This is a genomic window from Streptomyces sp. NBC_00576 (assembly GCF_036345175.1).
Classification (GTDB): domain Bacteria; phylum Actinomycetota; class Actinomycetes; order Streptomycetales; family Streptomycetaceae; genus Streptomyces.
Window position 1 is genome coordinate 2,377,892 of the sequence record NZ_CP107780.1, and the last position, 23,025, is coordinate 2,400,916.

The 23,025-nt window shown below is 67.5% G+C and carries 15 protein-coding genes; 5 read left to right on the forward strand and 10 right to left on the reverse strand.

Going from position 1 to position 23,025, the window contains the following annotated elements:
• Positions 1-228: 228 nt before the first annotated feature.
• Both OG734_RS10075 and OG734_RS10080 read left to right on the forward strand, forming a co-directional pair.
• The gene (locus tag OG734_RS10075) at positions 229-1,455 is read left to right on the forward strand and encodes a thiolase family protein (protein ID WP_330287146.1); all 1,227 of its coding nucleotides are present in this window, start codon (positions 229-231) and stop codon (positions 1,453-1,455) included.
• Entirely contained in the window at positions 1,452-3,578 is a 2,127-nt protein-coding gene (locus OG734_RS10080) for a 3-hydroxyacyl-CoA dehydrogenase NAD-binding domain-containing protein (RefSeq protein WP_330287147.1), read from the forward strand. Before OG734_RS10075 ends, OG734_RS10080 begins: the two co-directional genes overlap by 4 nt.
• A 192-nt stretch (positions 3,579-3,770) precedes the next feature.
• On the opposite strand, the gene OG734_RS10085 is transcribed toward OG734_RS10080, so the two are convergent.
• A complete protein-coding gene (locus tag OG734_RS10085) occupies positions 3,771-4,841 on the reverse strand; it encodes a hypothetical protein (RefSeq protein ID WP_330287148.1) in 1,071 nt (356 codons plus the stop codon).
• Between the two features lie 93 nt (positions 4,842-4,934).
• On the opposite strand from OG734_RS10085, the gene OG734_RS10090 reads away from it, so the two are divergent.
• Positions 4,935-5,312, forward strand: coding sequence for an NTP pyrophosphohydrolase (locus OG734_RS10090; protein ID WP_330287149.1), 378 nt, complete (start codon positions 4,935-4,937; stop codon positions 5,310-5,312).
• 46 nt (positions 5,313-5,358) lie between these two features.
• Here OG734_RS10090 and OG734_RS10095 read toward each other — a convergent pair whose 3' ends face one another.
• Positions 5,359-6,882: an amino acid permease gene (locus OG734_RS10095; RefSeq protein WP_330287150.1), complete on the reverse strand. Its 1,524-nt coding sequence runs from the start codon at positions 6,880-6,882 to the stop codon at positions 5,359-5,361.
• A 147-nt stretch (positions 6,883-7,029) separates the two neighbouring features.
• Positions 7,030-8,955 carry a 1-deoxy-D-xylulose-5-phosphate synthase gene (gene dxs / locus OG734_RS10100; RefSeq protein ID WP_330287151.1) on the reverse strand — a complete coding sequence of 642 codons (1,926 nt, stop codon included), beginning with the start codon at positions 8,953-8,955 and terminating at the stop codon, positions 7,030-7,032.
• 325 nt (positions 8,956-9,280) lie between these two features.
• Here dxs and OG734_RS10105 point away from each other — a divergent pair, with 325 nt between their 5' ends.
• Positions 9,281-10,099, forward strand: a complete 819-nt coding sequence (locus OG734_RS10105; protein WP_330285514.1) for an IS5 family transposase — start codon at positions 9,281-9,283, stop codon at positions 10,097-10,099.
• An 8-nt stretch (positions 10,100-10,107) separates the two neighbouring features.
• On the opposite strand, the gene OG734_RS10110 is transcribed toward OG734_RS10105, so the two are convergent.
• The 7 genes from OG734_RS10110 to ngcE all read right to left on the reverse strand — a co-directional run bounded on the left by OG734_RS10110 (position 10,108) and on the right by ngcE (position 18,714).
• Positions 10,108-11,436, reverse strand: a complete 1,329-nt coding sequence (locus tag OG734_RS10110; protein WP_330287152.1) for a sugar ABC transporter permease — start codon at positions 11,434-11,436, stop codon at positions 10,108-10,110.
• Positions 11,433-12,221 carry an ATP-binding cassette domain-containing protein gene (locus OG734_RS10115; RefSeq protein WP_330287153.1) on the reverse strand — a complete coding sequence of 263 codons (789 nt, stop codon included), beginning with the start codon at positions 12,219-12,221 and terminating at the stop codon, positions 11,433-11,435. Before OG734_RS10115 ends, OG734_RS10110 begins: the two co-directional genes overlap by 4 nt.
• A gap of 250 nt (positions 12,222-12,471) precedes the next feature.
• Entirely contained in the window at positions 12,472-13,575 is a 1,104-nt protein-coding gene (locus OG734_RS10120) for a sugar ABC transporter substrate-binding protein (RefSeq protein ID WP_443064847.1), read from the reverse strand.
• 122 nt (positions 13,576-13,697) lie between these two features.
• A complete protein-coding gene (locus OG734_RS10125) occupies positions 13,698-14,897 on the reverse strand; it encodes an ROK family transcriptional regulator (RefSeq protein ID WP_330287154.1) in 1,200 nt (399 codons plus the stop codon).
• A 192-nt stretch (positions 14,898-15,089) separates the two neighbouring features.
• Positions 15,090-16,019, reverse strand: a complete 930-nt coding sequence (locus OG734_RS10130) for a carbohydrate ABC transporter permease (protein ID WP_330287155.1) — start codon at positions 16,017-16,019, stop codon at positions 15,090-15,092.
• 5 nt (positions 16,020-16,024) lie between these two features.
• Positions 16,025-16,951 carry a carbohydrate ABC transporter permease gene (locus OG734_RS10135; protein ID WP_330287156.1) on the reverse strand — a complete coding sequence of 309 codons (927 nt, stop codon included), beginning with the start codon at positions 16,949-16,951 and terminating at the stop codon, positions 16,025-16,027.
• Between the two features lie 266 nt (positions 16,952-17,217).
• A complete protein-coding gene (gene ngcE / locus OG734_RS10140; protein ID WP_330287157.1) occupies positions 17,218-18,714 on the reverse strand; it encodes an N-acetylglucosamine/diacetylchitobiose ABC transporter substrate-binding protein in 1,497 nt (498 codons plus the stop codon).
• A 453-nt stretch (positions 18,715-19,167) separates the two neighbouring features.
• Here ngcE and OG734_RS10145 point away from each other — a divergent pair, with 453 nt between their 5' ends.
• The gene (locus tag OG734_RS10145) at positions 19,168-22,989 is read left to right on the forward strand and encodes a GH92 family glycosyl hydrolase (RefSeq protein WP_330287158.1); all 3,822 of its coding nucleotides are present in this window, start codon (positions 19,168-19,170) and stop codon (positions 22,987-22,989) included.
• Positions 22,990-23,025 lie beyond the last annotated feature (36 nt).

A 23,025-nucleotide genomic window follows, 5' to 3' on the forward strand; every position in this document is an offset into this window, starting at 1 on the left:
TGCTGTTGCTTGCGGGCTGCGGGCCTGTTGCGGCTGGTCACGCAGCCCGGCGCGCCCCTCGGGCGAAGAGATGTAACCGGGGGTAACATGCGAACCCCGTGTGACCTTCGCCGCTCCTCCATCCAGGGGTGTGCAGCGCGGTTACTCACAAGTAGCATGGGGCTGAGCGCCCGCTCAGCGGTTGCGTATCGCAGCAGTGCCGTCCCGCACCTTTGGAGGAGAGCCATCGTGCCTCGTACCGTCAGGGATGTCGTCTTCGTCGACGGCGTCCGCACCCCGTTCGGCAAGGCGGGCCCGAAGGGCATCTACCACGAGACCCGCGCCGACGACCTCGTCGTGAAGGCGATCCGGGAGCTGCTGCGCCGCAACCCGGGTCTCGACCCGAAGAAGATCGACGAGGTCGCCATCGCCGCGACCACGCAGATCGGTGACCAGGGGCTCACGCTCGGCCGTACGGCCGGGATTCTCGCCGGTCTGCCGCAGTCCGTCCCGGGCTACTCCATCGACCGCATGTGTGCCGGCGCGCTGACCGCCGTCACCGCGACCGCCGGCTCGATCGCCTTCGGCGCCTACGACGCCGTCATCGCCGGTGGCGTCGAGCACATGGGCCGCCACCCCATGGGCGAGGGCGTCGACCCGAACCCGCGGTTCGTGAGCGAGAAGCTCGTCGACGAGTCGGCCCTGTTCATGGGCATGACCGCCGAGAACCTGCATGACCGTTACCCGCACATCACCAAGCTGCGCGCCGACGAGTACGCCGTGCGCTCGCAGGAGAAGGCCGCCAAGGCGTACGCCAACGGCAAGATCCAGCAGGACCTGGTGCCGATCTCCGTACGGAACACCAACGACCAGGTCGGCGAGACCGGCTGGGGTCTGGTGACCGCCGACGAGCCGATGCGGCCGGGGACCACCCTGGAGAACCTGAGCGGGCTCAAGACGCCGTTCCGGGTGCACGGGCGGGTCACCGCCGGTAACGCGGCCGGTCTGAACGACGGCGCCACCGCGTCGATCATCGCGTCCGAGGACTTCGCGCGCGAGAACAACCTGCCCGTCAAGATGCGCCTCGTCTCCTACGCCTTCGTCGGCGTCGAGCCCGAGGTCATGGGCTACGGGCCGATCCCGGCGACCGAGAAGGCCCTCGCCAAGGCGGGCCTCGGCATCGGTGACATCGGTCTGTTCGAGGTCAACGAGGCCTTCGCGGTCCAGGTCCTGGCCTTCCTCGACCACTACGGCATCGCGGACGACGACGCGCGCGTGAACCAGTACGGCGGTGCCATCGCCTTCGGTCACCCGCTGGCCTCGTCGGGTGTGCGTCTGATGACGCAGCTCGCCCGCCAGTTCGAGGAGCAGCCGGAGGTCCGTTACGGCCTCACCACCATGTGCGTCGGCTTCGGCATGGGCGCGACCGTCATCTGGGAGAACCCGCACCACAAGGACGCCGGAGGCGACAAGTGAGCACCACCGAACTCCTCAAGGGCGCGGCCGAGCTGTTCCCCGACGAGGTCGTGACGTCCGCGCACGTACGCCACCTCGACCTGCCGTTCGGCGCCGGCCGTTTCGCGCTGATCACCCTCGACAACGGCTTCGACCACACCAAGCCGACCACCTTCGGCCCGGCCTCGCTGGCGAACCTGAGCATCGCCATCGACCAGGTCGAGAAGGAGGCGTCGGCCGGCCAGATCGTCGGTGTCGGCATCACCGGCAAGCCGTTCATCTTCGCCGTCGGCGCGGACCTCAAGGGCGTCGAGCTCCTGAAGAACCACGACGACGCGCTCGCCATCGGCAAGGGCGGTCACGAGGTCTTCAAGCGGCTGTCCGGGCTCGCGGTCCCGACCTTCGGCTACTACAACGGTGCCGCCATGGGCGGTGGCGTCGAGGTCGGTCTGCACTGCGCGTACCGGACCGTGTCGAAGTCCATCGCCGCCTTCTCCCTCCCCGAGGTCTTCCTGGGCCTCGTCCCAGGCTGGGGCGGCTGCACGATCCTGCCGAACCTCATCGGCGCGGACCGTGCGGTGAGCGTGATCATCGAGAACTCGCTCAACCAGAACAAGCAGCTCAAGGGGCAGCAGGTCCTCGACCTGGGCATCGCCGACGCGCTGTTCGAGGGCGCGGACTTCCTGGAGCAGTCGCTGATCTGGACGGCTTCCGTCCTCAAGGGCGACATCAAGGTCGAGCGTCCGGCCATCGACCGCGGCGAGGCCTGGGACCAGGCCGTCGCCAAGGGCCGGTTCATCGCGGACAGCAAGGTGCACGGGGCGGCTCCGGCCGCGTACCGCGCCCTCGACATCATCGCCGCGGCCAAGAACGGCGACCTCCAGCAGGGGTACGACGCCGAGGACGTTGCCCTCGCCGACCTGATCATGGGCGGCGAACTCCGGTCCGGTATCTACGCGTTCAACCTGGTGCAGAAGCGCGCCAAGCGGCCTGCCGGTGCGCCGGACAAGTCGCTGGCCCGTCCGGTGACCAAGGTCGGCGTCGTGGGTGCGGGTCTGATGGCCTCGCAGCTCGCGCTGCTCTTCCTGCGCCGCCTCGAGGTGCCGGTCGTGCTGACCGACATCGACCAGGAGCGCGTCGACAAGGGTGTGGGCTACGTCCACGCCGAGATCGACAAGCTGCTCGGCAAGGGCCGCGTCAACCAGGACAAGGCCAACCGCCTGAAGGCCCTGGTCACCGGTGTCCTGGACAAGGCGGAGGGCTTCTCCGACGCCGACTTCATCATCGAGGCCGTCTTCGAGGAGATCGGCGTCAAGCAGCAGGTGTTCGCGGAGGTCGAGGCGGTCGCCCCGGCGCACGCGATCCTCGCGACGAACACGTCTTCGCTTTCGGTGACGGAAATGGCCTCGAAGCTGAAGAACCCCGAGCGGGTCGTGGGCTTCCACTTCTTCAACCCGGTCGCGATCCTGCCGCTCCTGGAGATCGTGCGCGGCGAGCAGACGGACGACGCCTCGCTGGCCACGGCGTTCGGTGTCGCCAAGAAGCTGAAGAAGACCGCGGTACTGGTGAAGGACGCCCCGGCGTTCGTCGTCAACCGTATCCTTACCCGCTTCATGGGCGAGATCCAGAACGTGATCGACGAGGGTACGTCGGTCGAGGTCGCGGAGAAGGCGGTGGAGCCGCTGGGGCTGCCCATGTCGCCGCTGGTGCTGCTTGAGCTGGTCGGGCCGGCGATCGGTCTGCACGTGTCGGAGACGTTGAACCGGGCGTTCCCGGACCGCTTCACGGTCTCCCCGAACCTCGCCGCCGTCGTCAAGGCGGGCAAGCGTGGGTTCTATGTGTACGACAGCGGGAAGCCCGAGCTGGACCCCGAGGTCGCCGCGCTGCTGAAGCAGGGGGATGTGTCCCTGAGCGAGGAGCAGGTACGGGACCGGGTGCTCGACGCGGTCGCCCAGGAGATCGGGCTCATGCTCGACGAGGGTGTCGTGGCCGAGGCGCAGGACATCGACCTGTGCCTGATCACTGGCGCGGGGTGGCCCTTCCACCTGGGTGGGATCACGCCCTACCTGGACCGTGAGGGTGTCTCCGAGCGGGTGAACGGGAAGCGGTTCCTGGAGGCTGGGGTGGCTTCCGTCCCGGCGTAACGGGTTGCTGTGATCGTTCCGAGCCGAGTGCCCTGCATGCCGTGTGGTGTGCGGGGCGCTTGGTTTTTCGCCCCCGCCGCCCCTACCCGTCCCATCCGCGGGGGCGCTGCCCCCGAACCCCCGCTCCTCAAACGCCGGAGGGGCTGAGTAGTTCAGGGGGGTCCGGGGGCGCAACCCCCAGGTACGGGGCTCTCACACCGTCTCCCACGCCTCCAACGCGAGCCCCGCCTCCCGCTTCCGCCGCGCCACCCTCAGTTCCCCGCCCCCGGGCACCGCCGTCGCCGCCACCACCCTGCCGTCCGCGTCCTCCGACAGTGACACCCGTGCGTTCAGCGGGAGTTGGGGACCCGACTCGGTCCACCATGCCCCCGCCGACTCCTGCTCGGTCGGATACGCGGCGAAGGCCACCCGTCCGCTCGCCGAGCGCTGGGCCAGCAGCGTGCAGTCGGCCTCGTCCAGGGTGCAGCGGATCACCGACACCGGGCCGGGGCCCGCGCCCGGGAGCAGTTCGATCGGGTCACTGCCCGGACGCCACACGCACACCGTGTCCGTCTCGTCCATGTAGAAGAGGGTCACGTGCTCGTCGGACGTGACCAGCGCCCGCAGGCTGCCCGGACGGGCCGTCACCTTCAGCGGGGTCTCGTCGAGTTCCGGGATATGGCCTGGGCCGCGCTGCGTCCAGCGCAGGATGCCGTGGGGCGAGTTGCCGTACAGCTCGACGCGTCCGGAGGCACGCGTGACAGCCGCCAACTGCTCTTCCACGTCCTCGCCCTTGAGGTCACGCCAGGGGCCCCAGCCGCCGCGCTCCTTCTGGCCGCGCATGCTGACACCGCCCACGGCGTTCCGTACGAAGACATGGGCGCGGCCCTCCGCGTCGACGGCGACAGCCGGTACGCCGGTCCAGTCGCCCTTGTCGTTCGGGTGGCCCAGGCGCGTCCAGTCGAGGGCGGCGAGGGCGGGCCGGAAGTGCGTGGTGTGGACGAGGCCCGCCTCGCCCTTCACCGTGGGCCGCCACGTCGCCAAGTGGGCGTATTCGTCGGCGCCTTGGCCGACGCCGACCATGGCGTGCAGACGTAGGTCGCCGCCGATGCGCCTGGGTGGGAGCCAGGACCCGCCGGGTCGGGACTCCGCGCGGCAGACGATCGCGTCTCCCACGGCGTCGTACGTACTCAACCGGCCGTCGCGACCCCGTATGAGCCAGTCGCCGTTGACCGACTCGGGACGCCCCGCGGCCGCGGTCGCGGAAGGAGGAACAATGGGCACTGGACTACTTTAGTGTGCTCTTACCTTCACCGCGCCCCCCGGCCCCCTTATCCGGTACCTCGGATTCCGGTGCCGCGTGCGACCCTGATTCCCATGGATGCCCCCCTGCTCGTGATCGTCGACGCCGCGAATGTCGTCGGCTCGGTTCCCGACGGCTGGTGGCGGGACCGGCGTGGGGCCACGGAACGTCTGCGGGACCGGCTGGTGGCGTACGTGGAGGGCGGGTTGCCGGGGCGCGCGGGGCCCTTGGAGCTCGTCCTGGTGGTCGAGGGCGCCGCCCGTGGGGTGGCTTCGGTTCCGGGTGTACGAGTCGTGTCGGCGCCCGGCAGCGGGGACGACAGGATGGTCGAGCTGGTCGCCGAGGGCGGAGGGCGGGACGTTCTTGTCGTCACTGCTGATCGTGAACTGCGGCGCAGGGTCTTGGAGTTGGGCGCCGAGGTCACCGGGCCCCGTACGGTACGGAGCGACTAGCCCGTACCGTACCGAATCCGATGACCAACTCCGCTGACCGTTCAGGTCAGTTGGTGTCGATCGGTGGCTTGGGCGCCTGGCCCGCCGGCGCCCCCTCCTGTCGTCCGAGACGGCTGTGGGAGCGGCCGTAGAGGAAGTACACGACGAACCCGATGGCCATCCAGATGCCGAACCGCAGCCAGGTCTCGGTGGGCAGGTTGAGCATCAGCCACAGCGAGGCCAGCACCGACAGGATCGGCAGGACCGGCACCCACGGGGTACGGAAGGACCGATGCAGGTCGGGGCGGGTCCTGCGGAGGATGACGACGCTGATCGCGACGACGATGAACGCGAACAGCGTGCCGATGTTGACCAGTTCACCGAGTGTCTCGAGACTGGTGAAACCCGAGACGATCGCGATGACCACGCCGAGCAGGATGGTGGGCCGGTACGGCGTCCTGAAGCGCGGGTGGGTGTGCGAGAAGAATCGCGGCAGAAGCCCGTCGCGGCTCATCGCGAAGAACACGCGGGTCTGACCGAGAAGCAGGATCATGCAGACGGTGATCAGGCCGATCGTGGCACCGAAGCTGATCACACCCGCGAACCAGGGGTGTCCCGTGGCTTTGAACGCCTCCGCGAGCGGGGCGGTCACAGACAGCTCCGTGTACTTCAACATGCCGGTGACGACGATCGAGACCGCGACATAAAGGGTGGTACAGATCAGCAGTGAACCGAGGATGCCACGGGGCATGTCGCGCTGCGGATTGCGGGTCTCTTCGGCAGCCGTGGCCACCACGTCGAAACCGATGAAGGCGAAGAACACGATCGAGGCACCGGTGAAAATGCCCATCACACCGAAGTTGGACGGCGCCCAGCCGAAGATCAACTGAATCAGCGGGGCCTTGAGACTGTTCCCGGCCGGCACGGTTTCGGCGGGCGGGATGAAGGGGTGGTAGTTGGCGGACTTGACGATGAACGCCCCGGCGATGATCACGATGAGCACGACGGTCACCTTGATCGCCACGACCACCGTGGTGACCCGCGCGGACAGCTTCATACCGAGGACGAGCACACATGTGAGTGCCAGGACCAGAAGGGCGGCGAAGAGGTCGAAGCCGAAGCCTGACGCACCGTCCCGGCCGCCCAGCACCTCGGGAACCTGCCAGCCGAGGTTGTTGTCCAGGAACGATCGGAAGTAGCCGGACCAGCCCACCGCGACCACAGCCGTGCCCAGCGCGAACTCCAGGACCAGGTCCCAGCCGATGATCCAGGCGGGCAGCTCACCGATCGACGCGTACGAGAAGGTGTATGCGGATCCCGCCACCGGGACCGTGGAAGCGAATTCCGCGTAGCAGAGCGCGGCGAGGGCACAGACGACACCCGCCACGACGAACGACAGGGAGATCGCCGGGCCGGCGCTCAGCTTGGCGACCGAGCCTGTATAGACGAAGATCCCGGTGCCGATGACGACGCCGACGCCGAAGACCGTCAGATCCAACGCGGACAGGGATTTCTTGAGCGTGTGCTCTGGTTCCTCGGTGTCGCGGATGGACTGTTCGACCTTCTTCGTCCTGAAGAGGGTGCTGCTCACGGGTGTACCTCCCACGCTGCGTCGTCCCGGACATGATCGAGAGGGGGCGTGGTGCGCATGCCCCGGCGCGGGGGATTTCACGCTAATGGGCCGGTCTCACCACCGTAAAGGGTGGGGAAAACCGGCCCATTGGGGATCAACAGTGGGTCAGTCGCGGGCCGGCTCCACCGAGTCGACCTCGGCCTGCTCGAACCGTCCGTCGATCCTGGAGACCAGCCCGGTGACCTGGCGGGCGATGTCCGGTGCCGTCAGGCCGATCTCCGCCATGACCTCGGCCCGGGAGGCGTGGTCGAGGAAGCGCGGCGGAATACCGAAGTCACGCAGCGGTACGTCGACCCCGGCGTCCCGCAGGGCCTGCGCGACGGCCGAACCGACGCCGCCCACCCGGGAGTTGTCCTCGACCGTCACCACCACGCGGTGCCGTTCGGCAAGGGGCGCCATGGCCTCGTCGACCGGCTTGACCCAGCGCGGGTCGACGACCGTGGTCGAGATGCCCTGCTGCTCCAACAGCCCGGCGATCTCCAGGCACATGGGCGCCAGCGCGCCCACCGAGACGAGGAGCACGTCCGGGGTGTCGGTGCCGGGCTCGCGCAGCACGTCCATGCCGCCGACGCGTCCCACGGCGGGTACGGCGGGGCCGACGGCGCCCTTCGAGAAGCGGACGACGGTCGGCGCGTCGTCGACCTCGACGGCCTCGCGGAGCTGGGCACGGACCTGGTCGGCGTCACGCGGGGCGGCCAGCCTGAGTCCGGGTACGACCTGGAGGATCGACATGTCCCACATACCGTTGTGGGAGGCACCGTCGGTGCCGGTGACGCCGGCCCGGTCGAGCACGAACGTCACGCCGCACTTGTGCAGCGCCACGTCCATGAGGACCTGGTCGAAGGCCCGGTTCAGGAAGGTGGCGTACACCGCGAAGACGGGGTGCACGCCCCCGGTGGCGAGCCCGGCCGCGGACACGGCGCCGTGCTGCTCCGCGATACCGACGTCGTAGATGCGGTCCGGGAAGGCGTCCGCGAACTTCTTCAGACCGACCGGCTGGAGCATCGCGGCCGTGATCGCGACGATGTCCTCGCGCTCCTGGCCCAGCTTGACCATCTCGTCGCCGAAGACGGAAGTCCAGTCGGCGCCGGAGGCCTTGACCGGCAGACCCGTGTCGGGGTGGATGGGGCCGATGCCGTGGAAGCGGTCGGCCTCGTCCTGAAGGGCGGGCTGATAGCCGCGGCCCTTCTCGGTGAGGCAGTGCACGATGACCGGGCCGCCGAAGCGCTTGGCGCGGGCGAGCGCGGACTCCAGGGCCTCGATGTCGTGGCCGTCGATCGGGCCGACGTACTTGAGTCCCAGGTCCTCGAACATGCCCTGCGGGGCGATGAAGTCCTTGAGGCCCTTCTTGGCGCCGTGCAGGGTCTCGTACAGCGGCCTGCCGACGACCGGGGTCCGCTCCAGCAGGTCCTTGCCCCTGGCGAGGAACCGCTCGTAGCCGTCCGTCGTGCGCAGGGTGGCCAGGTGGTTGGCGAGACCGCCGATGGTCGGCGCGTACGAACGTTCGTTGTCGTTGACGACGATGACCAGCGGGCGGTCCTTCGCGTCGGCGATGTTGTTCAGCGCCTCCCAGGCCATACCGCCGGTGAGCGCTCCGTCACCGATGACGGCGACCACGTGGTGGTCGTCGCGTTTCAGTACCTGGTTGGACTTCGCGAGACCGTCGGCCCAGCCCAGGACAGTCGATGCGTGCGAGTTCTCGATGATGTCGTGCTCGGACTCGGCCTGCGAGGGGTAGCCCGACAGGCCGCCCTTCATCTTCAGCTTCGAGAAGTCCTGACGGCCGGTGAGCAGCTTGTGGACATAGGACTGGTGGCCCGTGTCCCACAGCACCTTGTCCTTCGGCGAGTCGAAGACCCGGTGCAGCGCGATGGTGAGCTCGACGACACCGAGGTTGGGGCCGAGGTGGCCACCGGTCTTGGAGACCGCGTCGACGAGGAAGGTCCGGATCTCCTCGGCCAGCTGGTCCAGCTGCTCCAGGCTGAGCCGGTCAAGATCGCGCGGTCCCTTGATGCGGGTCAGCAGCGGCACCCGTGCCTCCTTGCAGTAGAGCTGATCGAGCTTTCGCCGGGCGTGTCGAGTCTAGTGTTCCGCCTTCGCGACCGACGCCCGGCCTCTGCGTGATACGTCACGCGATCGGCCGTACCCAACAACGACCACATCTATGACATGCCTGTGGCCCGGCATCACATTCGATGCCGGGCCACAGGAACGCCCTTCAGGGGCGCGGGGCTGTGTTCGATCTGCGGCTCCGCCGCGTGGGCGCGACCAGCCCCCCGCTAAGGGGTCCTTGCAGAATGATCCTCTTGTGGCACGGTGGGGTTGTATGTGACTCCGTGTTTTGTGGGGTGTGATCATGGCGCGGCGGAAGCCGTGGGAGGTCAGTGACGAGTTGTGGGCGGTGATCGAGCCGCTGCTGCCGAAGCATGAGCGGCGGTTCCGGCACCCGGGGCGCAAGCGGATCGATGACCGCAAGACGCTCCAGGGGGTGCTGTTCGTCCTGTACACCGGTGTCCAGTGGGAGTTCCTGCCGCAGGAGTTGGGGTTCGGTTCGGGTCCCACGTGCTGGCGGCGGCTGGCCGAGTGGCAGGAGGCCGGGGTGTGGGAGGAACTCCAGCGGGTGCTGCTGGACCGGCTTCGGGCGGCTGATCGCCTCGACTTCTCCCGCGCCACGATCGACGCCTCGCACGTGCAGGCCAAGCGGGGGCGCAGCAGCCCAAAAGTCGGTCCGAGCCCGGTTGACCGCGCGCGGCCGGGCTCGAAGCATCACGTGCTGACCGAGGCGCACGGCATCCCGCTGCGGGTGTCCCTGACCGGCGGTCACCGCAACGACGTCACCCAGCTCCTGCCGCTGGTCGACGGGCTGGCACCGGTACGCGGCAAGCGGGGCCGGCCCCGGCGCAAGCCCCGCACGTTATACGCCGACCGCGGCTACGACCACGACATCTACCGCCGCCGTCTGCGCGAGCGCGGCATCACACCGAAGATCGCCCGGCGCGGCCAGCCGCACGGCTCCGGCCTGGGCAAAGTCCGGTGGGTTGCCGAGTCCGCCATCGCCTGGCTCCACGGCCCCCGCCGCCTACGAACCCGCTGGGAAGCACGCGACGACATGCACGACGCCTTCCTCCAGCTCGCCCACTGCATGACCCTGGCCCGGAAGAATCCAGCATTCTGAAAGGACCCCTAAGCCCGACCCGCCGCCTTCTGACTCTTACGCGACACCGAGTCGATGACAACCGCACCCAACAGCACCGCACCAGTGATCATGTACTGGATCGACGTGTTCATGTTCAGCAGGTCCAGACCCGTCTGGATCGACTGGATCACCAACATGCCCAGCAGCGCCGACCACACCGTGCCGCGCCCACCGAAGAGGCTGGTGCCACCGATGACCGCCGCCGCGATGGCCAGCATCAGCGTGTTGCCGCCACCCGACGTCAGCGAAGCGCTCTGCGTCTGTCCGGCGAAGAACATGCCGCCGATCGCCGCGAATCCACCCGCGATGGCGAACACGGTGATCCGCACCATCGGCACGTTGATACCGGCACGCCGCGCCGCCTCGATCCCGCCGCCGACCGCGAACACCTTGCGTCCGAACGGGGTACGCCGCAGTACGAAGTCCACGATCACCAGGCAGCCGAGGAAGATCACCAGCGCGTTGGACACACCTGAGGCGGAGTTCAGAACGTACGCGGCGACGAACGCGGCCACCGCGAGCGCGCCGACGCGCGCCGCGATCTCGCTGGTGGGCCGGAACGGCACCCCCGCCGCCTTGCGGCGACGCTGCTCGATGAGCGATCCGGCGAGCAGGGAGACGACCCCGAGGCCGGCCAGCAGGTAGGCACCGATGATGGCCTGGTCCATGAAGAAGGAACGCTGGCCGAGGAGGTGGATCGGACCGTCGTCCGGGATGTTGATGGTGCCGCTGCTGCCGAGCAGCCACAGCATCAGACCGTTCCAGCCGAGGAAGCCGGCCAGGGTCACGACGAAGGCCGGCACACCGATTCTGGCGAAGAACCAGCCCTGCAACCCACCGATACCGATACCGATCAGCACGGTCAGCAGCAGGCCGAGCCAGGAGTTCAGGCTGTGGTTGACCACGAACACGGCGAACAGGGTGGACGCGAGACCACTGACCGAGCCGACGGACAGGTCGATCTCACCGAGCAGCAGTACGAACACCAGGCCGATGGCGAGCATGCCGGTGGCCGACAGGTAGTAGCTGATGTTGGACAGGTTCTCGGCGCTGAGGAACCGGTCGTTCTGCACCTGGAAGATGGTCCAGATGATGATCAGGCCGACGACGACCGGCAGGGAGCCGATCTCGCCGCCCTTCGTCTTGCGCTTGAACTCGGTCCAGTAGCCCTTGAATCCCTCTTCGCGGACCAGCAGGCGCGGGTCGACGACGGGGACGTGCGCCGAGGTGGGGTCGTCGGCCGGGGCCAACGTTTTCCGGTCCCGCGCCTCTGGGTCGGCCGGGTCCGGCTTCACGGTCTTGGACGTGTCACTCACTTTGCCGCCTCCGTGGTGCGCCCCGCGCGACGGGTCACGGCGTTGTCCGTGGCACCGGTGATCGCGGCGATGATCTCTTCGTGGGTGGTGTCCTTCACCGCGAAGGAACCGTTGTTCTTGCCCAGGCGCAGCACCGCGACGGTGTCGGCGACGGCCTTGACGTCGGCCATGTTGTGGCTGATGAGGATGACGCCGAGGTCGCGCTCGCGCAGCCGCTCGACCAGGTCGAGGACCTGCGCGGTCTGCTCGACGCCGAGAGCGGCGGTGGGCTCGTCGAGGATGACCACCTTCGGGTCACCGATCAGCGCGCGGGCGATCGCGACGACCTGGCGCTGGCCACCGGAGAGGCTCGCGATCGGGATGCGCACGCTCGGGATGCGGATGGAGAGCGTGCTCAGCAGTTCACGCGAGTTCTTCTCCATCGTGACCTCGTCGATGACGCCGCGGCGCAGCAGTTCTCGTCCGAGGTAGAGGTTGCCGACGACATCGAGGTTGTCGCACAGCGCGAGGTCCTGGTAGACCGTCGCGACGCCGAGTCCCTGGGCGTCGTGCGGCTTGTTGATACTGACCGGACTGCCCTCCCACTCGATGACGCCGTCATCGATGGGATGCACACCCGCGATCGTCTTGACCAGGGTGGACTTTCCTGCGCCGTTGTCGCCGACGAGCGCGACCACTTCTCCGGCGTGGACCTCCAGTTCGACATCGGTGAGGGCCTGCACCGCACCGAATCGCTTGGAGACTCCGCGCAACGCCAACACGGGCGTAGCGGACACGTGAACCATCTCCTTCGCCGCCTGACCGGCGGGGATGCCGCGCTGTCAAAAGGCGCGGAGGGTTGTGCACAAGGCACTGGTTTACAAGGTGAACATGCGCGATTCCGCTGCCGTTGGCAACGGTTCCGTCCGACGCCCGTCCCGGCAGCGGGGTATGAAGGCCGGGGCGGGCGTCGGACAGGTCTCGCGGGACCGCCGGGCGGTCATGTCCGGGTGAGCGCCCGTGAGCGCCCACCCGGTGTCGGCGGTCGGGGTGTGCCTACTGGAGACCGGCGGTCTTGCAGGCGGCGGCGAACTCGCCGGTGCAGATCTCGGCGACCGTGTAGAGGCCGTCCTTGACCACGGTGTCCTTGATGTTGGCCTTGGTCAGCGAGACCGGGGGCAGCAGCAGCGAGGGCACCTTGTCGCCGGAACCACTGGTCTCGGTCGAGGTGGCGATGGAGTCGATGCTCTTGCCCTGCAGCAGGTTGACGGCCAGCTCGGCGGCGCCGTCGGCCTCCGGCTTGTACGCCTTGTAGATGGTGCTGGACTGGGTGCCGGCGACGATCCGCTGGATACCGGTCAGCTCAGCGTCCTGGCCCGTCAGCGGAGTGGAGCTGATGTTCTTGCCCTTGAGGACGGTGGCGATACCACCGGCCATGGCGTCGTTGGCCGCGTAGACGCCCGCGATGTTCTTGGCGCCCAGCTGGGTGATGGCGGCCGACATCTTCTGCGCGGCGACACCCGCGTCCCAGTCTCCGGCCTGCTCGTAGGCGATGTCGACCTTGCTGTCGAGGACCTTGTGGGCGCCCGACTTGAAGAGGGCGGCGTTCGGGTCCGAGGCCAGACCGTTGATCATGACGACCTTGGCCTTCGGGGTGGCCTTGGCGCCCATCGCGTCGAGCAGGGCCTGTCCCTGGAGCTCGCCGACCTTCGCGTTGTCGAAGGAGACGTACGCGGAGACGGGGCCCTGCGCGAGACGGTCGTACGCGACGACCTTGATGCCCTTGTCGACCGCGGCCTGGATGGAGGACTTGATGGCGGCGGAGTCCACGGCGCTGATCGCGATGACCTTGACGCCCTTGGTGATCATGCTGCTGACCTGCTGGGCCTGCGTGGCAGCGCTGCCCGCCGCGTTCGCGTACTCCAGGGTGCAGTCGGAACAGAGTTCCTTGACCTTGGCGTCGAAGTACGGCTTGTCGAACTTGGCGTACCGGGTGGTGACACTGTCGGGCAGGAGCAGGCCGATCGACTTGTCGCCGCCCGAGCTGGTCTTGTCGCCGCTGTCGGACTTGTCGTCGCCGGCCTTGCCACAGGCGGCCACGGCAAGGGCCATGGAAATCGCCGTGGTTCCGATAACGACTCTACGCATCATGGCGTTCATTCGGTGGTGCCTCCCTGACAGGGCCGCAACGCTGCGGCCGAGGTGGCTGGAAGTCAACTCGGCCACACGTGCGACGTCAAGAAGTAAATCCTTAACGGGTTGGCAACGGCTTTGTTCGTTCTCTAGGTGAAGACAGGAGTGGCTGTGGTCAGCGCGCCGTCCAAAAGGGTCGAATCGCCCATCTCGCTCAACGCGAGAGCGAGCGCTCCGAGCACCTCCGCACGACCTCCAAGTGCCCCCGGAAGAACGGACAGTTGACGTGCCGCACTGGGGATCGCATAGCGGCCGACAGACTCTCTTATAGGACCGAGCACCAGCTCACCGGCCTCGGCGAGATCACCGCCGAGGACCACCCGGCTCGGGTTCAGCAGGTTGCAAAGATTGGCGACTCCACTGCCGATATGCCGGCCGACGTCGGCGATCACGCGACGACAGCCCGGGTCGCCGTCCCGCGCCAGCCGCACGACACCTTCCATGGTCAGGTCGGTTCCGTGGCTGGACTGGAGGAGCGGAAGCACATAGCGCGCGGCCGCGAAGGTCTCCAGGCAGCCCCGGTTTCCACAGCGGCAGACGGGGCCGGATTCATCAAGAGTAATATGCCCGATTTCTCCCGCTGTGCCACCCGGACCCCGGTAGATCTTGCCCTCGATCACCAGTCCCGCCCCGACACCGCTCGCGACCTTGATGTACGCCAGGTCGCGCACCCCCCGGCCACTGCCCCAGACCAGCTCACCGAGGGCGCCGAGGTTGGCGTCGTTGTCCACGTGCACCGGTACGCCGAGGCGCCCGCGCATCTCCTCGCCGGGCCTGGTGCCGATCCAGCCGGGCAGGATCGCGCTGGAGCCCAGGGTGCCCGACTTCACGTCGATCGGACCCGGTACACCCAGGCCCACGCCGGCGATCTTGGATCGGTCGACCCCCGTTGCTGCGATCAGGCGACTGACCAGCTCTTCGGCCCGGTCGAAGCCCTGCGCGGCGGAGGCGTCGACGTCCAGCGGCTCGGACTCCTCGGCCAGCACCTGGTGGGCGAGGTTGCCGATTGCGACACGTAGGTGCGTATGGCCGAAATCGATACCGATCACAATGCCGGCGTCGCCGCTCAGCGAGACGGCCCGGGCCCTTCGGCCACCCGCCGAGGTGGGCGTGACCTCGACCGTTCCGCCGTCCTTCAGCTCGCGCACGATGTTGGACACCGTGGCCGCGGACAGACCGGTGGTCCTGGCGATCTCGGCCTGCGTGAGCGACCCGGCGAGGCGCACGGCCCGTACGACCCGTTCCAGGTTGGCCCGGTGCAGCGACGACTGCGAACCTGGAGTCTCCACGACGACCTCCTGCGCGCGGGACCGCTTCGATGAGGCCCCGTCTATGTCCAACTAGTGAACTCTAAGCTGAGCCGTTCGGGTCACCTCCCGTCAAGAGGTTGAACTGCATCCGAGGTCTTGTACACATAGTGGCGCGCGTGCGCCGTTTGTGGCATGCACGCGCGCGTACGGCAGCTGAACAGAAGGTTCCGGTTACTTCAGCGCACCCGCCGTGAGTCCCGTCACCACCTGACGCTGGAAGACGATGTACGCGGCCAGTACCGGGATCATCGCCATCACCAGGCCGGCGAAGAGACCCGACCAGTCACCCTTGTAGCCCTGGCTGGCGGCCAGCTGCACCAGACCCTGGGTGAGGACCCGCTTGTCGGGGTCGGTGTTGAGCACCGTCGGCAGCATGTACTGGTTCCACTGGCCGAGGAAGTTGAAGATGCCCACGCTGATCAGCCCGGGCTTGGCCATCGGCAGCATGATCTGGAAGAAGGTCCGGGAGTGCGAGGCGCCGTCGACGAAGGCCGCCTCCGCCACCGAGGTCGGCAGGGTCCGGAAGAACGCGGTCAGGAAGAAGACCGTGAACGGCAGCGAGTAGGCGATGTAGACCAGGATCAGCCCGTGGATCGTGTTCAGCAGACCCATGTTGTTCACGACGTAGAAGAGCGGGACCAGCGCCAGCATGATCGGGAAGCTCATGCCGCCGATGAACAGGTAGTAGATGAACCGGTTGCCCGGGAAGTCGAAGCGGGCCAGGACGTACGCCGCCATCGAGCCGAGCACCAGGGTGCCGATGAGCGAACCGCCCACCACCAGGATGGTGTTGAGGAAGTAGTCGCTCATGTTGGCGTCGGTCCACGCCCGCGCCCAGTTGTCGAAGTGCAGCTTGTCCGGCAGGGACCAGGGCGAACTGAAGATCGCGTTGTCGTCCTTGAAGGACGTCATCACCGCCCACAGGAGCGGCATCACGACCATGAACGCCCACAGGACGAGCATGCCGTGCGAGAAGACGTTGAGCGCCCTGCCCTCCTTCTTCTCCCGCGGCGTCTCCTTGCCGGGCCCGTTCTCCTTGCGTACGGGCCCGCCGGACTGCTGGGGAACCGTCTCCGACGGTGTGCTGTCGGTCGTTTTCATATGTGTCAGTACTCCAGCCGCTCGCGCCGGCCCAGCCGCATCACGAGGGCCGCGAAGGCCAGCGTGACGACGAGCAGGGCGACCCCGATGGTGGTTGCGTAGGCGGCCTGACCGTCGCGGAAGGCCTTCTGGTACACGTACAGGACCATGACGGTCGTCGAGTAGTCCGGGCCGCCGGGCCCGGTCGTCATGATCTGGACGACCGCGAACGACTCGGCGCCCAGCGCGAGGATGCCCATGTAGACCCAGCCGGACTGCACGGTGTCCCACAGCAGCGGCAGGGTGATCCGGAAGAACGTGGTCGCCCGGCCCGCACCGTCGAGCAGCGCGGCCTCGTACAGGTCGGCCGGGATGGACGCCATGCCCGCGGAGAACAGCACCACGAAGAAGCCGACCGTCGACCAGACCAGTACCGCCATCACACACCACAGGGCGAGGCTCGGGTCGCCCAGCCAGAGCGGCTGGACACTGTCGAGCCCGATGCCGCGCAGCAGCGAGTTGATCGAGCCGCTGTCCGGGTTGTACGCGAAGGCGAACAGCAGCGCGACGATCGCGATGGACAGCACCTGCGGGAAGAAATAGACGATTTTGTAGAACGAGGAACCGCGGACACCGGAAATCACCGGTCCACCGCGGCGGCGCTTCCCGCCCACATTGATCATGAAGGCGAAGAACAACGCCAGACTGATCGTCACCAGCGGCAGCACCAACGCGAACAGGAGGCTGTGCTGCAACGACTTCCAGAAGATGTCGTCGTCGAGCATCCTCTTGTAGTTGTCGAAGCCGACCATCTTGAATTCCGGGCTCAGTCCGGTCCAGTCGGTGAACGAGTAATAGATGGACTGGATGAACGGCCAGATGACGAATAGTGCGTACAGCCCCAGGGGGACCGCCAGGAATCCCACGATGAAGCGGTACTTGCCGTGCTGCATTACCACAGACCCCGTTCCGTACGCGGGTGCCGCCGCTGGTGACAGATCATCGGCTGCTAGTCGGGTAGGCTGATCGCCGTGCGTTGCGAGAACCAAGCGCGTACGACGTGCTGATCGAGAACCAAGACAGCACATGCACCTCCAAGCTTTGCGGCACAAACCGGGCTGGTTTCAACCCGGCTGGTGTTGATCGTGGAAGACCTGTTGGGTCGCTGACCCGCAGGCGGCGTGAGCCAGGAATCCCCCTGCTTCGGCTGGGGGAGGATTCAATGGTGCTTGTAGTGCTTGATCGACGAGTCCTTCGCGGTCTCGTCGGCGTAGCCCTGGATCTTCTTGATGGCCTCGGCCGGGGTGAGCCGTCCCGCCATCATCTCGCCGAGCCCGGAAACGCCGATCTTCTCCTTCTGGAGCTGCACGTACCAGTCCTGCAGGCGCGGGTTCACCACGTTGTCGCCGGCCTTCTCCAGCGCCGCCACACCCGACTTGAGGCCGGGGGTGAGGGTGATTCCGTCGGTGCCGCCGTTGTACGCGGTCAGTGACTTGACCTTGGTGGTGAAGTTCTTCGAGGAGGCCTCACTGAGCATGATGCGCAGTTGCTCCATGCCGCCGGCGGTGTTCTTCGCCTTGGCCGGGACGATGAACGGCTCGCCGCCGGAGGCCCAGATCGTGCCGAACGGCAGCTTGTCGGAGCTGTCGATGCCGGTCGGCGCGGAGACGGCGAGGTCGAAGTCGGCGGGGATGACGTTGGCCGACTCGTTCTCCACCCAGGAGCCGTTCGGGATGAACAGCGCCTTGCCCTTGGCCCACGCGGTCTGCGACTGGATGTGGTCGAGGCCGGGGGTGCCCTTGAGGACGTACCCCTTCTTGTAGAGCTCGTAGTACGCCTCGAAACAAGCCTTGACAGCCGGGGCCTTCCAGGCGTTCGGCTCCAGGTTGTCGATCGCGTCGAGGACCTCGACGCCGCCGACCTTGCCGATCATCGCGTAGAGCGAGAAGGGCAGGTAGTACGGGTACTTGCCCGCGTAGGTCCAGCCGGCGATGCCCTTTTTCTTGGCCTTCTCGCACACGGCGAGCATCTCGTCCCACGTCTGGGGGTAGGTGGCGTCGAGCGAGTCCAGGGCCTTCTGGGAGTACCAGACGCCGTACACCGTGTAGGCGTAGTACATGATCCACACCGGGTCGCCGTCGAGCTGGCCCATCTCGACGATGCCCGGGCGCAGCGTGTCGCGGACCTTCTTGTTCGGGTCGTCGAAGGACGGGGCGTCCAGCAGCGGGGTGAGGTCGGCGAGCTGGCTCTTGCCGGCCAGGACGCCCATGTCCATCTGCTCGGCGCCGGAGTTGTCGATGAGGTCCGGCGGGGTGCCCTGGTTGAAGCGGGGCTGGAGCGTGGACTGGATCTTCTGGGTGGCGGAGAACTTGACCTTCGCCTTCGGGAAGTTCTGCTCGTAGATCTTGACCGCGTCCTCGGCGTACTCCTTGCCGAAGCCGCCGTCGAAGAGCACGAACTCCATCTGGGCGCTGTCGTTGACCGCCAGGGGGTTCTTCGCGGTCTTCTTGCCCGACTCGGCCTTGTCCTCGTCACCTCCGCCGCTGCTCGCACACGCGGACAGGAAACTCATCGTGGGGACGGAGATCAGGCCGAGCGCTGCTGACCGCTTGATCAGGTCGCGACGGCCGAGGCCGGTGGCCGTGGTGCCAGTGGTGGTGCCGGTGGTGGCGGTGCTGCGGTCGGGGGTGCGGCTCTCGTCGGAAGTGGATCCCATGCTCAAGTCCTCGCCTTCTCCAGGACTCAGGCGGTGAACCGGATCCTCCCGGCACCGCGATCGGGTCGAACTGGGTCGTGCAGGAAGTACTTAGTGCGTGATGCGCCCTGATCAGAGGGAATACCCGGCGGGCCGCGCGTTCAGCACGTCGAACCACCCTTCCGGCTCCCCTCCCACCTGTCGTCGACCGGTCGAACAGTGGCTGACGCCGACAGGTATAGTCCACTTCCCGTCAAAGGGGCAAGATCGAATGCAGGGTTGGTCGCGGGTCTTTTCCGAGTTGAGACCTCGCGGAAATATGCGGACCGCACACATCCCTTTGCGCGAAATGTTCGCGATATGGGACCCGAATGCCACACCCAACGCCCTTGACACCACTGACCACTTGACTCCCTACTGGTCCTGCGCAGCCAAGGTGACAACGTTGTCCGACGGCAGGGAGGGTGCTCTCGCATGCGGCAGGGAGTTCGATACAGGGCTCGATACGGATGGCAGTTCGGATCACTTCCGGCCATCGCAGCGGTGTTCGCATTGGTGATCGGCGCACAGGGTGCGGCAACCGCCCTGCCCGCCGCTGCAAAAGCCGTCGACCGGGAGTTCGTCTCCTCGTTCGAGGCGGGTGAGCCGGCGCCGGACTGGCTGAACACCGTCGATGCCGGGCCGGACGGCACGAGGCGGGCCTCCGGTGTCGACGGCGGCTACAGCAGCGGCATCCCGGGCAATGTGACCGACCAGGTGACCGACGTACGGGCGAGCGCGGAGAACATCGGCGGGGGCGAGGTGAAGGAGAACCTCGTCGACGGTGTGCCGGGGACCAAGTGGCTGACGTTCGCGTCGACCGGCTGGGCGGAGTTCGACCTGGACGAGCCGGTCGGGGTCGTCACCTATGCACTGACCTCGGCCAACGACCACGCGGAGCGCGACCCCACCGACTGGACGCTCCAGGGCTCGGCGGACGGGACGACGGGCTGGAAGACCCTCGACAGCCGCACGGACGAGCTGTTCGCCGAGCGGTTCCAGACCAGGTCGTACGACCTTGCCGTGCCTGCCGAGTACCGGCACTTCCGGCTCGACATCGGGCGGAACAACGGGGGCGCCATCACCCAGCTCGCCGATGTCCAGTTTTCGACGGGCAGCGTCGACGCACCCGTGCCCCGGGACATGCGGTCACTGGTCGACCGCGGCCCGAGCGGCTCGCCGACCGCGAAGGCCCGCGCCGGTTTCACGGGCAAACGGGCGCTGCGGTACGCCGGTACGCACCGGGCGGCCGGCCGGGCGTACTCGTACAACAAGGTGTTCGACGTGGACGTGGCCGTTGAACGGGACACCGAGCTGTCGTACCGGGTCTTCCCGTCGATGGCGGACGGCGATCTCGACTACGACGCCACGAACGTGTCGATGGACCTGGTCTTCACGGACGGAACGCTGCTGAGTGAACTGTCGGCGGTCGACCAGCACGGCTTCGCGCTGACGCCGCGGGGGCAGGGCGCGGCGAAGGTGCTGTACGTCAACCAGTGGAACCATGTCGCCTCGCGGATCGGGGCGGTGGCGGCGGGGAAGACCGTCGACCGGGTGCTGGTGGCGTACGACTCGCCGGCCGGTCCCGCGAAGTTCCGGGGCTGGATCGACGACGTGACGCTTCGGGCCGTCGCCCCCGAGCCGCCTCGGGAACACCTGTCCGACTATGCGTCGACGACCCGGGGCACCAATTCCAGCGGTGGTTTCTCGCGGGGCAACAACTTCCCGGCGACGGCCGTGCCGCACGGCTTCAACTTCTGGACGCCGGTGACCAACGCGGGCTCGCTGAGCTGGCTGTACGACTACGCGCGGGCCAACAACGCCGACAACCTGCCGACGATCCAGGCGTTCAGCGCGAGTCATGAGCCGAGCCCCTGGATGGGCGACCGGCAGACCTTCCAGGTGATGCCGTCGGCCGCCGCCGGCACCCCGGACACCGGCCGTACCGCACGGGCGCTGGCCTTCCGGCACGAGAACGAGACCGCGCGGCCGTACTACTACGGGGTGCGGTTCGAGAACGGCGTCAAGGCCGAGATGACGCCGACGGACCATGCGGCGGTCCTGCGCTTCACCTATCCCGGCGACGACGCCAGCGTGCTCTTCGACAACGTCACCGACCAGGCCGGTCTGACCCTCGACCAGGAGAACGGCACCTTCACCGGCTACTCGGACGTGAAGTCGGGGCTGTCTACGGGGGCGACCCGGCTGTTCGTGTACGGGGTGTTCGACGACGACGCGGTGGTCACGGAGGGGTCGTCGAGCGGGGTCAAGGGCTATCTCCGGTTCAGGGCTCCGACCGGGGTGGTGACGCTGCGGCTCGCCACCTCGCTCATCAGCGTCGACCAGGCCAAGGACAATCTGCGTCAGGAGATTCCGGAGGGTACGACCTTCGAGGCGGTGCAGGCCGGAGCGCAGCGGCAGTGGGACGGGCTGCTCGGGAAGGTCGAGGTGGAGGGGGCGACGCCGGACCAGCTGACGACGCTGTACTCCAGCCTGTACCGGCTGTATCTGTACCCCAACTCCGGCTTCGAGAAGGTCGGTTCGAAGTACCAGTACGCTTCTCCGTTCTCCCCCATGCCGGGTCCCGACACCCCGACGCACACCGGGGCGAAGATCGTGGACGGCAAGGTGTACGTCAACAACGGCTTCTGGGACACGTATCGGACCACCTGGCCCGCGTACTCGCTTCTGACGCCCCGTCAAGCAGGTGAACTGGTCGACGGGTTCGTGCAGCAGTACAAGGACGGCGGCTGGACCTCCCGCTGGTCCTCCCCCGGGTACGCCGACCTGATGACGGGCACCTCGTCGGACGTGGCGTTCGCCGACGCCTATGTGAAGGGCGTCGGTTTCGACGCGAAGTCGGCGTACGACGCGGCCGTGAAGAACGCGACCGTCGTGCCCCCCATGTCTGGCGTGGGCCGCAAGGGCATGGCGACCTCGCCCTTCCTCGGCTACACGAGCACCGAGACGCATGAGGGCCTGTCCTGGGCGCTGGAGGGCTATCTCAACGACTACGGCATCGCCCGGATGGGTCAGGAGCTGCACAGGGAGACGGGGCAGAAACGGTACAAGGAGGAGTCCGAGTACTTCCTCAACCGCGCCCAGGACTATGTGCGGCTGTTCGACAAGAAGGCCGGCTTCTTCCAGGGCCGGAACGCGCGGGGCGACTGGCGGGTGGAGTCGTCGGCGTACGACCCGCGCGTCTGGGGCCACGACTACACGGAGACGAACGGCTGGGGGTACGCCTTCACGGCCCCGCAGGACAGCCGGGGCCTGGCCAATCTGTACGGCGGCCGGGCGGGCCTCGCGGACAAGCTCGACGACTACTTCGAGACCCCGGAGACGGCCTCCCCGGAGTTCGTGGGCTCGTACGGCGGGGTCATCCACGAGATGACGGAGGCCCGGGACGTCCGGATGGGCATGTACGGCCACTCCAACCAGGTGGCCCACCACGTGAACTACATGTACGACGCGGCCGGCCGGCCCTGGAAGACGCAGAAGAACGTCCGCGAGGTCCTGTCCCGGCTCTACACGGGCAGCGAGATCGGGCAGGGCTACCACGGTGACGAGGACAACGGCGAGCAGTCGGCCTGGTACCTGTTCTCGGCGCTCGGCTTCTACCCGTTGGTCATGGGCAGCGGCGAATACGCCATCGGCTCCCCGCTGTTCACCAAGGCGACGGTCCACCTGGAGAACGGCCGTGACCTGGTGATCAAGGCGCCGGGCAACAGCGCGCGGAACGTGTACGTACAGGGCCTGAAGGTCAACGGCCTGCCCTGGACGTCGACTTCGCTCCCCCACTCGATCGTCTCCCAGGGCGGAACCCTGGAGTTCGACATGGGCCCCGAGCCCTCCGCCTGGGGAACGGCCAGGAACGCGGCCCCGGTCTCGATCACCCAGGACGACGAGGTGCCGACGCCGCGGGCGGATGTGGTGGTGGGTGAGGGCGCGTTGTTCGACAACACCTCGGCGACCGACGCAGCGGTGGCGTCCGTGGACCTGCCGATCGCCGGTCGCACGAAGGCCGTTCAGTACACGCTGACGTCCTCGGACCGGACCCAGGCCCCGACGGGCTGGGTGGTGCAGGGCTCCTCGGACGGCACGAACTGGCGGACGCTGGACCGGCGTTCCGGCGAATCGTTCAGGTGGGACAGGCAGACCCGGGCGTTCTCGGTGGCGTCGGTGGGCTCGTACACGCGGTACCGGCTGGTCCTCGACGGTGAGTCGACACTGGCGGAGGTGGAGTTGCTGGGCTGACTGCTCCCCGGTGTGGCCCGCCGGAGGCGGCGACGG